The sequence below is a fragment of the Mycobacterium bourgelatii genome (assembly GCF_010723575.1).
GTDB classification, from domain to species: domain Bacteria; phylum Actinomycetota; class Actinomycetes; order Mycobacteriales; family Mycobacteriaceae; genus Mycobacterium; species Mycobacterium bourgelatii.
In genome coordinates, this window is sequence record NZ_BLKZ01000002.1 from 129,290 (window position 1) to 142,215 (window position 12,926).

Annotated in this window: 12 protein-coding genes; 6 read left to right on the forward strand and 6 right to left on the reverse strand. The window is 66.7% G+C overall.

The genetic code is table 11. The features are described 5' to 3' along the window. Window positions 1–81 precede the first annotated feature (81 nt). From G6N68_RS25635 to G6N68_RS25650, 4 genes are all read left to right on the forward strand, one after another. Window positions 82–1,056 (forward strand): alpha/beta fold hydrolase, encoded by a 975-nt coding sequence (locus G6N68_RS25635; protein WP_163719037.1) that lies wholly within the window; start codon window positions 82–84, stop codon window positions 1,054–1,056. Beyond that, the gene (locus G6N68_RS25640; RefSeq protein WP_163719038.1) at window positions 1,053–2,240 is read left to right on the forward strand and encodes an LLM class flavin-dependent oxidoreductase; all 1,188 of its coding nucleotides are present in this window, start codon (window positions 1,053–1,055) and stop codon (window positions 2,238–2,240) included. The genes G6N68_RS25635 and G6N68_RS25640 overlap by 4 nt, the downstream gene beginning before the upstream one ends. Further along, window positions 2,240–3,250 carry a zinc-binding dehydrogenase gene (locus G6N68_RS25645; RefSeq protein WP_163719039.1) on the forward strand — a complete coding sequence of 337 codons (1,011 nt, stop codon included), beginning with the start codon at window positions 2,240–2,242 and terminating at the stop codon, window positions 3,248–3,250. The genes G6N68_RS25640 and G6N68_RS25645 overlap by 1 nt, the downstream gene beginning before the upstream one ends. A 251-nt stretch (window positions 3,251–3,501) precedes the next feature. After that, window positions 3,502–5,046, forward strand: coding sequence for a serine/threonine-protein kinase (locus tag G6N68_RS25650; protein ID WP_205351517.1), 1,545 nt, complete (start codon window positions 3,502–3,504; stop codon window positions 5,044–5,046). Between the two features lie 6 nt (window positions 5,047–5,052). Here the strand turns inward: G6N68_RS25650 and G6N68_RS25655 are convergent, their stop codons facing one another. Both G6N68_RS25655 and G6N68_RS25660 read right to left on the reverse strand, forming a co-directional pair. Next, a complete protein-coding gene (locus G6N68_RS25655; RefSeq protein ID WP_163719903.1) occupies window positions 5,053–6,264 on the reverse strand; it encodes a PPE family protein in 1,212 nt (403 codons plus the stop codon). 55 nt (window positions 6,265–6,319) lie between these two features. Continuing rightward, window positions 6,320–6,619, reverse strand: coding sequence for a PE family protein (locus G6N68_RS25660; protein ID WP_163719040.1), 300 nt, complete (start codon window positions 6,617–6,619; stop codon window positions 6,320–6,322). 842 nt (window positions 6,620–7,461) lie between these two features. Here G6N68_RS25660 and G6N68_RS25665 point away from each other — a divergent pair. After that, window positions 7,462–8,211 carry an SIMPL domain-containing protein gene (locus tag G6N68_RS25665; protein ID WP_163719041.1) on the forward strand — a complete coding sequence of 250 codons (750 nt, stop codon included), beginning with the start codon at window positions 7,462–7,464 and terminating at the stop codon, window positions 8,209–8,211. A 4-nt stretch (window positions 8,212–8,215) separates the two neighbouring features. On the opposite strand, the gene hpt is transcribed toward G6N68_RS25665, so the two are convergent. The 4 genes from hpt to dacB are packed head-to-tail and all read right to left on the reverse strand — an operon-like array spanning window position 8,216 to window position 12,287. After that, a complete protein-coding gene (gene hpt / locus G6N68_RS25670) occupies window positions 8,216–8,785 on the reverse strand; it encodes a hypoxanthine phosphoribosyltransferase (RefSeq protein WP_163719042.1) in 570 nt (189 codons plus the stop codon). 45 nt (window positions 8,786–8,830) lie between these two features. After that, the gene (gene tilS, locus G6N68_RS25675) at window positions 8,831–9,826 is read right to left on the reverse strand and encodes a tRNA lysidine(34) synthetase TilS (protein WP_163719043.1); all 996 of its coding nucleotides are present in this window, start codon (window positions 9,824–9,826) and stop codon (window positions 8,831–8,833) included. Further along, entirely contained in the window at window positions 9,805–10,890 is a 1,086-nt protein-coding gene (locus G6N68_RS25680) for an Rv3626c family coenzyme F420 biosynthesis-associated protein (protein ID WP_163719044.1), read from the reverse strand. Before G6N68_RS25680 ends, tilS begins: the two co-directional genes overlap by 22 nt. Next, window positions 10,887–12,287, reverse strand: a complete 1,401-nt coding sequence (dacB, locus tag G6N68_RS25685) for a D-alanyl-D-alanine carboxypeptidase/D-alanyl-D-alanine endopeptidase (RefSeq protein WP_163719045.1) — start codon at window positions 12,285–12,287, stop codon at window positions 10,887–10,889. The genes G6N68_RS25680 and dacB overlap by 4 nt, the downstream gene beginning before the upstream one ends. A 150-nt stretch (window positions 12,288–12,437) precedes the next feature. Between dacB and G6N68_RS25690 the strand changes: the two genes are divergently transcribed. Continuing rightward, a complete protein-coding gene (locus G6N68_RS25690) occupies window positions 12,438–12,926 on the forward strand; it encodes an inorganic diphosphatase (RefSeq protein ID WP_163719046.1) in 489 nt (162 codons plus the stop codon).

Consider the following 12,926-nt stretch of genomic DNA (forward strand, 5'->3'; position numbering starts at 1 on the left):
CCCGATATCCAACCCGGTGGCAGTTCTCTGGCCCGTCTGTGCCCCCTTCACTGCGTCGTGCCGTTGTGATTTGGTGAGACGATGGGCGCATCAACCGAACGGTTAGTCGATGCCAACGGCGTGCAGCTGCGGGTGGTCGAGGCCGGGGACCGCGGCGCACCGGTGGTGGTGTTGTGCCATGGCTTTCCCGAACTGGCCTTTTCCTGGCGCCACCAGATTCCGGTCCTAGCCGAGGCGGGTTACCACGTGCTGGCTCCCGACCAGCGCGGGTACGGCGGCTCGTCGCGTCCAGAGCCTATCGAGGCGTACGACATCCACCACTTGACCGGCGACATCGTCGGACTGCTCGATGACGTCGGCGCGGACAAGGCGGTCTGGATCGGCCACGACTGGGGCTCGGTGGTGGTGTGGAACGCACCGCTGCTGCACCCCGACCGAGTCGCCGGCGTCGCGTCGCTGAGCGTGCCGGTGGTGACGCGATCGAGGAAGCCGCCAACTCAGGCGTTCCGCGACATTTTCGGCGACAACTTCTTCTACATCTTGTATTTCCAGGAGCCCGGCGTCGCCGACGCCGAACTCGACGCCGACCCGGCCCGCACGATGCGGCGCATGATGGGCAGTTTGAAGCTCACCGACGACCCCGACGGCCAACGCGCCGGCCTGCGGATGGTTGCGCCGGGGCCCGAAGGGTTCATCGAACGCCTCCCCGAACCCGACGGCCTGCCCTCGTGGATCAGCCAAGACGAACTCGATTACTACGTCAGCGAATTCAGCCGCACCGGCTTCACCGGCGGCCTGAATTGGTATCGCAACTTCGACCGCAATTGGGAGACCACTTCCGAACTCGCAGACTCCACCATTTCGGTGCCGTGCTTGTTCATCGGAGGTACGGGCGACCCGGTGCTGGGCTTCACCCCGCGCGACCGCGCCGCACGAGCGATCACGGGACCCTACCGCGAAGTGATGATCGAAGGTGCCGGGCACTGGCTGCAGCAGGAGCGGCCGGACGAGATCAACGCGGCACTGCTGGAATATCTCAAAGGAGTGGACTGGTGAGCGCACCGCTGCGATTCGGAGTCTTCATCACCCCGTTTCATCCGACGGGCCAATCCCCTACCGTCGCACTGGAATACGATATGGAGCGCGTCGTCGCCCTGGACCGGCTGGGATATGACGAGGCCTGGTTCGGCGAACACCATTCCGGCGGATATGAACTGATCGCCTGCCCGGAGGTGTTCATCGCGGCCGCCGCGGAGCGGACCAAGCACATCCGGCTGGGCACCGGCGTGGTGTCGTTGCCCTACCACCATCCGCTGATGGTCGCCGACCGCTGGGTGCTGCTGGACCATCTGACCCGCGGCAGGGTGATGTTCGGCGCCGGCCCCGGCGCATTGCCGTCGGACGCGTACATGATGGGCATCGATCCGATCGATCAGCGGCGGATGATGCACGAGTCGCTCGAGGCGATCCTGGCGCTGTTCCGCGCCGCTCCCGAAGAACGCGTGGACCGCCACTCGGACTGGTTCACGCTGCGCGACGCCCAGTTGCATATCCGCCCGTACACCTGGCCCTATCCCGAAATCTCTACGGCCGCCATGATTTCGCCGTCTGGGCCACGACTGGCCGGTGCGCTGGGCACCTCGCTGCTGTCCTTGTCGATGTCGGTTCCCGGTGGCTACGCGGCGCTGGAAAACACCTGGGAGGTGGTGCGCGAGCAGGCCGCCAAGGTGGGCCGCGACGAGCCCAACCGCCGCGATTGGCGGGTGCTGAGCATCATGCATCTGGCGGACACCCGGGAGCAGGCGATCGAGGATTGCACTTACGGCCTGCTCGACTTCTCCGCCTATTTCGGTGCCGCCGGTTTTGTCCCGTTGGCGAACACGGTCGAAGGCGGCCAGTCCCCCCGGGAGTTCGTCGCGGAGTATGCGGCCAAAGGCAATTGCTGCATCGGCACACCGGAAGACGCGATCGCCCACATCGAAGACCTGTTGGAGAGGTCAGGAGGTTTTGGCACCCTGCTGCTGCTCGGTCACGACTGGGCCTCACCCCAGGCGACGTACCACTCCTACGATCTGTTCGCCCGCAAGGTGATTCCGTACTTCAAGGGCCAACTGGCAGCGCCGCGCGCATCGCACGAGTGGGCAAAGGATAAGCGGGACGAATTGATCGGCCGGGCCGGCCAGGCCGTCGTGCAAGCGATTTCCCAGCATGTCGCCGAGCACGAGGGCGCGGACAGCTGATGCGCGCCTCGGTCCTGCGCGACGGACGGATGGTCTACCGCGACGACGTGCCCGATCCGGTTCCCGGGCCGGGCCAGGTGCTCGTCGGCGTGCGCGCGTGCGGGATCTGCGGTTCCGACCTGCATTTCGCGGCCCACGGCGCCGAGGTGGTGGCGCTGAGCAATGAGGTGGCCCACGGCCGCGGCATGGATCTCGACCTGAACCGGGACGTGTTCCTGGGGCACGAGTTCAGCGCCGAGGTACTCGAGGCCGGCCCCGACACCGAAACACATCCCCCGGGCACCCTGGTGACGTCGATCCCGGTCGTGTTGTCCGCGAAAGGCGTCGAGCCGATCGTCTTCAGCAACACCACGGTGGGCGGGTACGCGGAACGGATGTTGCTTTCGGCGCCGTTGTTGTTGCCCATCCCCAACGGTCTGGACCCTAAACACGCGGCCCTGGCCGAGCCCATGGCGGTGGGCTTGCACGCCGTGAACAAATCCGGGATCGAGTCGGGCGAGACGGCGTTGGTGATCGGCTGCGGCCCGATCGGCATCGCCATCATCGCGGCGTTGCGCGTCAGAGGCGTGGAAAACATCGTGGCATCAGACTTTTCGCCGAAGCGGCGCGACCTCGCCAGGCAGATGGGCGCGCACCAGACGATCGACCCGACGCAGGGCTCGCCGTTCGACTCGGTCAGACCCGCCGTCGTGTTCGAGGCGGTCGGGGTGCCGGGCATCATCAACGACGTGATGCGTCGCGCCCGGCGCGGCAGCCGGCTGGTGGTCGCCGGCGTGTGCATGCAGGCCGACACCGTTCACCCGTTCTTTGCTATCGCCAAAGAGATCACGGTGCAGTTCAGCAACGCCTATACCCCGGAGGAGTTCGCCGCATCGTTGCACGCACTGGCCGAGGGACACATCGACGTCGCCCCGATGATCACCGGGGAGGTAGGGCTCGAGGGCGTGGGCGCGGCGTTTGACGACCTGGCCGATCCCGATCGGCACTGCAAGATTCTGGTCACGCCGTAAGCCACCTGGCGACATTCCTGCTGGCTCCTGCGACTTTCGAAGTCCACGGGCTGTGATCGGTGTGGCTAATGTGACGAATGAGGCTGGCGTGGCATCTTCGAAGAAGTTTAAGCGTTAGCTATGTGTTGGTTAACAGAAGGTGTACGGACAGTGAATCGCTGTCATACTCAGATCGCACGCTCGGCGCCGAGGATGCGCCGTGCGCAGGTATAGACGGTGCGGTGGTTGCGTTGGCTCACGAAGAACTCAGCATGAGTCTCCATGAGGGCGACGTGTTTGCCGGATACACGATCGTCCGACCCCTGGGTGCAGGCGGCATGGGCGAGGTCTACCTCGCCGACCACCCGCGGTTACCGCGGCGCGAAGCGCTCAAGGTACTGAGCAGTGACATATCGGCCGACGACGCGTTTCGCCAGCGCTTCATCCGAGAGGCCGACCTCGCGGCCACGCTGTGGCATCCCAACATCGTGCGGGTCAACGACCGCGGCGAATTCAACGGACAGCTGTGGATCGCAATGGACTTCGTCGACGGCACCGACGCGGCCACGCTGCTACAGGAGCACTATCCGGTCGGCATGCCGGCGGATCAGGTTGCCGCGATAGTCACTGCCATTGCCAGCGCTCTCGACTATGCGCATGAACACCACAACGTGCTACACCGCGACGTCAAACCGGCGAATATCCTGCTTGCCGAACCGGAAGACGGTGACCTGCGAATCCTGCTGGGCGACTTCGGAATTGCCCGAAGCATCGATGAAACCAGTTGCCTGACGGCCACGAACATGGCCATCGGCACCGTCCCCTATTCCGCGCCCGAGCAGCTCACCGACGAGCCGATCGACGGACGCGCCGACCAGTACGCTCTGGCTGCCACCGTCTACCAGCTGCTGACCGGATCAATGCTGTTCGCGCACACCAATCCAGCCGTCGTGATCGGCCGCCACCTGACCGCGCGCCCACCGGCGTTGGCCGAAACCCGCCCCATGCTCAGGGTGTTCGACCCGGTGCTGTCCAAGGCTCTGGCGAAGGATCCGGCCGACCGGTTCGCGCGCTGCTCCGATTTCGCCGACGCGTTCGTCCGTGCCGCCCAATCCGGCAGGCATCCCGAGGCATTCGCGCTGACCATGCCCAGGCCCATGGCGTTGCGGCCGCTGAAGAGCGGTGCATCGGCCTCCTCCGACACCGACAACCGGCGGCGAGGCAATCGGTGGCGGATCCTTGCGGCCGCATCATCGGTAGTAGCGCTGACGGCCATCGGCGCCAGTGACTTCACGGCCGACAACTACCGCCCCGCCACTGAGCAGGCTTCGGCGGTGGCAGCCCCGGCACCCGCGCAACGTCCGCCGGTTGCAGCACCCGCTCCGGTCCCGGCGCAACCGGCTGCTCAGGCCCCGCAATCTATGCCACCAGCGGCACCGGCCCCCGCTCAGGCGCCCGCGTACCAGCCGCCGGCCGCGCCTCGATCGATGCCCAGCCCGCAGGCGAATCCACCGGCCTCGCGGGCCCCTGCGCCCGTCGAAGCCGCACCGGCGCCGGCGCAACCGGCCCCGCCAGCCCAGGCAAACCCGGACCAGACCTTCATCAATTCGTTGTCACAGATTCCGGGTATCACCGTCACCGATCCCGGCACCGCCGCAGCCACCGGCCGCGCCGTGTGCTCGAGCCTGCAAAACGGTGCAACTCCCGGTGACGCCGCGGCCGCGACCGTGAACGGCAATTCAGGAGTCACTCCCGCCCAGGCGAACGCCGGGATCAACGCGGCAATCACCGCCTATTGCCCGCAATATCTGCCGTAAGGACCGTTATCCGCCCGCGAACGGTTGGGCAACGACACTTGGCTTGAACCCGTACCGGGGAGCGGCGAAGTTGGCCACGCTGCGGCCGGTTCCGGCGCCGGGCATGAGCGGCACGCCACCGAAGCCCCCGACCGCGGATTCGGCGGCCGCCCCGGACGTGAGCCCGTTGAGCGCCACATTGACCGGATTGGCGGCACCGGGAAGCGCGTTGGCCCACGATGCCGGAACCGAAAGCGCCCCGACTTTGGACGCGGTGCCGGTAATCCCGCCCAGCCCGGTCCCCAGGATGTTGCCCGCGCCATTTCCCAGCGCCGGAACCGCCGCGGCCGCGGCGTCCCCTGCCGCCTTGGCCGCGCCCTCGGCCGCCTTGCCAAGGTTGGGGATGAACGAGTGCGCCAGGCCGTCAAGATCCTTCATCATCGTCGTGGACAGACGAGCGGGCGAAGCCAATCGGATGTAGGCGTCGAAAATGGTGCTGCCGTCGACGGTTGCCGACCCGGTGATGCCCTCGACGACGTCGCCCAGCATTCCGTTCAAGACGAGTCCGGAGCCGTCGGGGGTCCACGTGTGTCCGGTCAGGCCGAGCGCCGCCGCGGGGTCGGCGAGCCAGGGCGGCAGATTCGTCAGCCCGGCCATCTGGCTCAGGGTCGTCGGGATGTTGCCCATGCCCTGCGCGGCAGCCGCCGCGTTGAGCGCGCTGACCTGCGCGTTAACCTGGGAACCCAAACCGGCCATGCTGATTCCCGTGGACTGCGGGGTCAACTGCGGCAGTTGTGTGGCGGCCGCCGTAGCAGCGGAATAGCTGTACATCGCGGCGGCGTCCTGCGCCCACATCTCCAGGTACTGCGCCTCGGTGGCCGCGATGGCCGCGGTGTTCTGGCCGAGGAAGTTTGTCGCCATCAGCGTGGCCAGCAAGGCCCGGTTCGCCGCGATCTCCGGTGGCGGCACCGTCGCCAGAAACGCGGCCTCGTAGGCGCTCGAGGCCGCAATGGCCTGGGCGGCGACCTCGCTGGCCTGCCCGGCCGCAATGTTGAGCCAGGAAATCTGGGGCAGGGCAGCGGCCGCCATCGCCGCGGCGGAGGGCCCGTGCCATGGTCCATCGGTAAGGCCATTGACCACCGCCAGGTAGGAAGAGGCAACCGACTGCAACTCGGCGGCCAGCCCTTCCCAGGCTGCGGCGGCGGCCAGCATCGGTCCCGAGCCGGGGCCGGCGTACATCAAGGCGGAGTTGACCTCCGGCGGTAACGCTGCGAAATCCACGTGAAGCCGCTTTCTACCCAACCGAGGCGGCGTTGGCCGCCTCCGTAATGCCGTATGAGGCGCCACTGACACCAAGGGTGAGCGCCAACTGCTCCTGCACCGACACCGCGTGGGCCGCGATCTCTTGGAAGAGCGTCGCGTGGCGGGTGAACTGTGTGGCCGCCATCAGCGAGACCAAATCGGAGGCGGCGGGAACCACGGAGGTCGTCGGACCGGCAGCGGCTGCGGTGCCGGCGCGCATCACTGCATTGATGGACATCAACTCGCCGGCAGCACCCGTTAATACCTCTGGTTCTGCGAAAACGGTCGACATTTACGAGTCCTTCCTTAATGCACTCTGCATCGATAACAACCAACGATCCAATGACGCGCGGCCACTCGTCGCTGATCTCATCACAGGCAACATTAAGGCAGACACACAGCAAAATCGCCCCGGGCGCGCACTTGTTCACTGCGAGTTAGGAATTGTTCATTTTGCTGGCGGGAATTGGCTGCGCCACTTGAATTCATATTTGAGAGGTCTATGAGGATCATATGAGTGAGTTCCCTTGGGAGTCAAGCCGGTCCGCGCGAGGCAGCTATGATGTCGGCCTCGCCACGATGAACGCGTCGCGGCACAGGCCCTTGAACGCAGGGCTTCGCGGTGTAGTTTGACTGCTCAACAGCGCAGGTCAAAAAGCTGCGCGGCACGGTTTCGACCGCATACAAGGGCGCGGTCTGGCGCCCGCGGACCCAGTGTTTTTGAACGCGAGTACATCCCATAGGATGGGCCGAGGCGCGGAACGGACTGGGCGCACACGCCCGGAACGGCCGGCGACGTCCCGCCGGCTGACTCAGCAGAAGCCATGCGCTCAGCGGCGTCAGGGGCGATGACTCGTTCGCACTCGCGATTCGCACATGAATTCGCTGCGGAATGCGTTTACCTGATGAAGTCGACTGTCAGGAAACTCAAAGACACAAAAGTTGACCAACGCCACAACGGTTTGCTGGGCGTTACTCACGTCACATATCGAGCAGTGCAATGGCATCGTAGCTCATGGACACGCAAATATCGCTTTAGGCACGCATTGTTGAACGCAAGGTAAACAAAAAGTGTCGTCAACACTTACGGCAGGCGACGCCAATTTGACAGATTGAGCGGCTAGGGTGCCAGGCATGCCGATCTTCCGGAGTTCCGCGCAATTTGTCCGCACGGCAATCGCGTCGGCGGGCATCGTGCTGGCCGCCGCCACCATGGCTGCCTGCGACTCGCACATTCCGAGTTCGTCGGCATCCAACCCCAGTCCGCGCCAAGTGACCGTGGTCGGATCCGGACAAGTTCAAGGTGTTCCCGACACGCTGACCGCCGATATCACCATCTCGTTCACGGCGAGCGACGTCACCAGCGCCATGAATCAAACCAACGGCCGGCAGCGAGCGGTCATCGAAGCGCTGACCCGCGCTGGGATGGACAACAAGGACATCCGCACCACCGACGTCATCCTGCAGGCCCAGTACAGCATCGCCGAGCCCGGCGGAAGTCCCACCATCACCGGTTACCGCGCGGACAACGCGATCCAGGTCAAGATCCACCCGGCCGATACCGCCTCACGACTGCTCGCGCTCATCATCGATACCGGCGGCGACGCCACTCGGATTACCGCCGTGCGCTACAAGATCGCGGACGACTCGCAGTTGGTGAAGGACGCACGAGCGCGCGCCTACGACGACGCCAAGAACCGCGCCCAGCAGTACGCCGAGCTGTCCGGACTCACCTTGGGCAAAGTGATTTCGATTTCGGAATCCACCGGTCCGGCGCCGGTCGAAGCGCCCCAGGCACCCGCCCCGCGCGCGTCCACCCTGCCCCTGGAACCGGGCCAGCAGACGGTGAACTTTTCGGTGACAGCGGTCTGGGAGCTGGATTAACGGGCTACTGGTAGACCCGGGGGTCCAGCGTTCCGATGTAGGACAGGTCGCGGTAGCGCTCGTCGTAGTCGAGCCCATAGCCGACGACGAACTCATTGGGGATGTCGAAGCCGACGTACGTGATGTCGACGTTGGCGCCCACCGCCTCGGGCTTGCGTAACAGCGTGCACACCCGTAGGGACCGCGGATGCCGGCTCTTCAGATTGCGCAACAACCAGGACAGCGTGAGCCCAGAGTCGACGACGTCCTCAACGATCAGCACATCGCGGTCGTGGATATCGCGGTCAAGATCCTTCAGGATCCGAACCACACCGGACGACGAGGTCGACGAGCCGTACGAGCTCACCGCCATGAACTCGAATTGGGTGGGCAGGGGGATCGCTCGCGCCAGGTCGGTGACGAACAACACCGCACCCTTGAGGACGGTGATCAACAGCAGGTCTGGCTCGCCGCTGCCGGATAAGGCGCGGTAGTCGTTGCCGATTTGCTCACCAAGCTCGGCGATGCGCCCCTGGATCTGCTCGGTGGTGAGCAGTACGGACTTGATGTCCCCCTGGTACAGCTCCGCCGTCACGTCCTCAGATTCTCACGCGCTGTGGCAGCCAACTCACGCGGGGCGTCAGATCGGTTCGGGCCGTAGGGCAAGCACGCCGTCTCGGCGGCCGGCGAACAAGCGCTGACCCGGCAGGTTCGAGCCGACGGCCACCCCACCCTGACCGCGCCAATCGGTGACCAGCAGGTCCACTGCGCGGATCTGCTTGTCGGTCAATCCAATCGCACCGCCGGACAACAGCCACCCGCGAATCACGCGACGGCGCACCGGGTCGGGCAGTGCGGCCAGCGAACGGACATCCAGCTGTGCGTCGGGCCCCGTTCCGCGTATGGCATCCGGCAGCGCCTGCGCTGCGATCGCGTCGATGAAGTCGTTGTCTTCTCGCAGCGCCGTCGCGGTACGGGCGAGGGCCTCCGCCACGCCCCCGCCCAGCACCTCCTCCAGCAGCGGCAGCACTTCGGCGCGCAGCCGGGTCCTGGTGAAGCGGGGGTCGCTGTTGTGCGGGTCCTGCCAGGCGGTCAACCCAAGCTCACGGCAGGCGTCGTGGGTCACGCTGCGTCGCACCCCCAGCAGCGGCCGACACCAAGGCGGGTCGTAAGGGCGCATGCCGGCCATCGAGCGGGCCCCGGATCCGCGGCCGAGTCCGAGCAGCACCGTCTCGGCCTGATCGTCGAGGGTGTGGGCCAACAGCACGGGACCGTCTCGGCCAGACTCCAGGGCGGCGTAGCGAGCGCTACGCGCCGCCGCCTCCGGGCCGCCGCCGGTGCCCGAGGAGGGGCCGACCTCGACCCGAAGTACCTGCGCCGCAACGCATCCCAACGAAAGCGCCTGCGTCCGAGCGGTTTCGGCGACGTCGGCCGATCCGGGCTGCAGGCCGTGATCGACGATCAGGGCGGTGGTGGGTAGCAACTGCGCCGCGACAGCCGTCAGGGCCAACGAGTCCGGGCCACCGGACAAGCCGACGCACCAACGTGCGCCGTCCCCAGCAGTCCCGCCGAGCTGCTCCTTCAAGAACCGCTCGACAGCCGCGCGCAGCCGCGCTATAGCACCCTGTCGATCCATCGTTGCGGGTGTTCGATTTCGGCAGGAAGGGGCAGCGTTTCGGGCCCGGACCAGATCGCGTTGAATCGCTTCATCCCGACGCGACTCACCACCTGGTCGACGAATACCTTGCCGCGGGTGTACTGGCTGAGCTTGGCATCGAGGCCCAACAACGCGCGCACCAGCCGCTGCAGCGGTGGTTGCTTGCGCTGCCGACGTTCGTCGAAGCGGCGGCGAATGGTGGCCACCGACGGCACCACCACCGGGCCGACGGCATCCATCACGTGCTCGGCGTGACCTTCCAGCAGCGTGCCCAGCACCATCAGCTGGTCCAGTGCCTTCCGCTGCGGCTCGGACTGCACGGCGCGCATCAGCCCCAGGATTCCTCCGGGGCTGCCCTCATCGGACACGTCACCGCGGTTGCGGACGAAATCGGCCAACCGGCGCGCGACCTCGCCGATGTCGTCGGCGGGTTCCTTGGTCAGCAGGGCCAGCGACTGCGCCATGTACTCGGTGATCCAGGGGTTGGCCGTGAACTGCACTCGGTGGGTGACCTCGTGCAGGCACACCCACAACCGAAAGTCGGACGGCTCCACCTTCAGCTGGCGCTCTACGGCAATGACGTTGGGATACACCAGAAGCAGGGTGCCGCCGCCAGCTTGCCCGCCTGCTGAAGGACCTTTTCCGGAACCTTCTGGCGGGGTGAACGGGTCGTACTGGCCCAGGATGCCGGTGGCCACGAAGGCCAGTACGGCACCCGTCTGCGCGCCGGTGATCCGCCCGGTCACCAGCCCCCGCGGCTTCTCAGTCCCGTTGGTCATGGCCCGCATCGACTCCGCGGCGGCCTTGATCCACTCGCCCCGGTCGATGACCCGCGCGGGCGGCACCGGGCCGTCGGTGATCAGGCCGGTTACGTCGCGCACCGGCGGTTCGGCCTTCTCCGAGGCGACCATGAGCTCGTCGATAGCCTGACGGCGGGTGTAGTCGCTGGACGGCGGTCCGGGCCGGGCCAGCCGCTGACCGACAGTGGCGGCGAAGCGCCAATCGACCGCATTCCCGAGCGTCACCTCCGACGGCGCGCTCATACGTCGCATCCGCAGAACCAGAGCTTGGTCGCGAGCGCATCCATGGCGTTGCGGCCGTTCGGCCCGGCGTCGTTGGAGACGAAGGCGAACGTCAGCACCCGTCCGCTGGCGTCAGTCACCACTCCGACGAGCGCGTTGACGGCGGTGAGCGAGCCGGTCTTGGCGCGCAGCCAGCCGGCCGGACCCAGGTTGGTGGCCCGGTCCAGAAAACGTTCGGCCAGTGTGCCGCTGCCGCCGGCGATCGGCAGCAGATCCAACAGGGGGCGCAGGGCCGGCTGGTCCGGCCCGGCCGCTGCCCGCACCGTGGCGTCGAGGGTGCGCGCCGTCAGCCGGTTGTCCACCGACAGGCCGCTGGAGTCCGCCAGTTGGGCTCCCGCGGTGTCGATGTGCGCGGTGCCCAATCGATTGGTCACCGCGTCGACGGCGCCGGTGAAGCTCTGCGGCCGGTTGATGGCGGCCGCGACCTCCCGGCCGATGCATTCGGCCATCACGTTGTCGGAGGCGTTCATCATCTGGGACAGGCGCTGGATCAGCGGCGCCGACTGGACCACGGCCAGTTGGCGCGCGCCGGGAGGTGCCGAACCGATCTTGACCGTCTCCGGGTCCAGGTCGAGCGCCTTGGCCAGCTCTCGCCCGGCGTCCAGCGCCGGTGTCTTGGAGCGGCGCGAGTTCACCGTGGTCGGCTGGATACGACCGGCGTCGATCATCGCCGCCTCGATCGGTGCGATGTCACCGTTGTCGACGTCGGCCGGGTCCCATCCGGGTGCCATCGTCGGACCGCTGTACGCCGAGATGTCGACCTGCACGGCCGTGGGCGTGACGCCGCTGCGGCGAATCTGGTCGACCAGGTCGCTGATGCGTGCCGCGCCGTGGTACCAGGTCTCCACGCCTGGCGGGGCGGCCGACAACGTCGGGTCGCCCGCGCCCACCAGCACTATGACCCCGTTGCCCCCGGGTGAGCCGGCCGGGCCGCCGGCCACCACGCGCGTGCTGATCCGGGCCTGACGGTCCAACGTCAGCAGCGCAGCCGCCGCGGTCAGGGTCTTGTTGGTCGACGCCGGAATCAAGGGCAGGTCGTCGGCCAGCTGCCAAAGCACCTTGCCGGTCAAGGCGTCACTGATGCGGGCACCCAGCTTGCCCAGATTGGGATCGGCCGCCACCTGTTCCAATGCCGCGTTGACGCCGCCGGGCTCGGGAATCGCCGCGGTGTCGGCGACCGGTGTCACCCCGGGCTTGACGGTGGGCGGCCGCGGCGGCGGAACGGTCGTCCGCGCGCTGCTGGTCCCGTGGCCACCCGTGGTGAAGTACACCGCCCCGGCCACGATGGCACCGACAAACGCCAGCACAGCCAACGCCACGAGCGCGTGGGTGGTCTTGCGCCAACGCCTGGGACCCATGCTCCTCCGATCCGGTAAGCCCCTGCTAGCCCTGTGGGCCGAGCTGTTCTGGAATCATTCTGCCGAACCGGCCGGGCGACAGCCGCGCGGCACCCGCTGCACTAGGGTGTCCCCCGACGCATTTGCCTTTCTCGTGTAAGGAGCCGACCCGTGCAGTTCGACGTAGTCATCGAAATTCCGAGAGGTCAGCGCAACAAGTACGAGGTCGACCATGCAACGGGTCGGGTGAAGCTGGATCGCTACCTCTACACGCCGATGGCATACCCGACCGACTACGGCTTCATCGAGGACACCCTCGGTGAGGACGGCGACCCGCTGGACGCGCTGGTGCTGCTGCCCGAACCGCTGTTCCCCGGCGTGCTGGTCGAGGCCCGTCCGGTGGGCATGTTCCAGATGGTCGACGAGGCGGGTGGCGACGACAAGGTGCTGTGCGTGCCGGCCGGTGACAACCGCTGGGACCACATCCAGGACATCGGCGATGTTCCGACCTTCGAGCTCGACGCGATCAAGCACTTTTTCGTGCACTACAAGGACCTGGAACCCGGCAAGTACGTCAAGGCCGCCGACTGGGTCGGTCGCGAGGCGGCCGAAGCCGAGGTGCAGCGCTCCATCGAGCGTTTCAAGACCAGCGGGCACTAA

What these genes read in the sequence shown, in the direction of transcription:
- G6N68_RS25635 (WP_163719037.1), top strand. Translation starts at nt 82, where the DNA reads ATGGGCGCATCAACCGAACGGTTAGTCGATGCCAACGGCGTGCAGCTG.
- G6N68_RS25645 (WP_163719039.1), top strand. Translation starts at nt 2,240, where the DNA reads ATGCGCGCCTCGGTCCTGCGCGACGGACGGATGGTCTACCGCGACGAC.
- G6N68_RS25650 (WP_205351517.1), top strand. Translation starts at nt 3,502, where the DNA reads ATGAGTCTCCATGAGGGCGACGTGTTTGCCGGATACACGATCGTCCGA.
- G6N68_RS25655 (WP_163719903.1), bottom strand. Translation starts at nt 6,264, where the DNA reads ATGTACGCCGGCCCCGGCTCGGGACCGATGCTGGCCGCCGCCGCAGCC.
- G6N68_RS25660 (WP_163719040.1), bottom strand. Translation starts at nt 6,619, where the DNA reads ATGTCGACCGTTTTCGCAGAACCAGAGGTATTAACGGGTGCTGCCGGC.
- G6N68_RS25665 (WP_163719041.1), top strand. Translation starts at nt 7,462, where the DNA reads ATGCCGATCTTCCGGAGTTCCGCGCAATTTGTCCGCACGGCAATCGCG.
- tilS (WP_163719043.1), bottom strand. Translation starts at nt 9,826, where the DNA reads ATGGATCGACAGGGTGCTATAGCGCGGCTGCGCGCGGCTGTCGAGCGG.
- G6N68_RS25680 (WP_163719044.1), bottom strand. Translation starts at nt 10,890, where the DNA reads ATGAGCGCGCCGTCGGAGGTGACGCTCGGGAATGCGGTCGATTGGCGC.
- dacB (WP_163719045.1), bottom strand. Translation starts at nt 12,287, where the DNA reads ATGGGTCCCAGGCGTTGGCGCAAGACCACCCACGCGCTCGTGGCGTTG.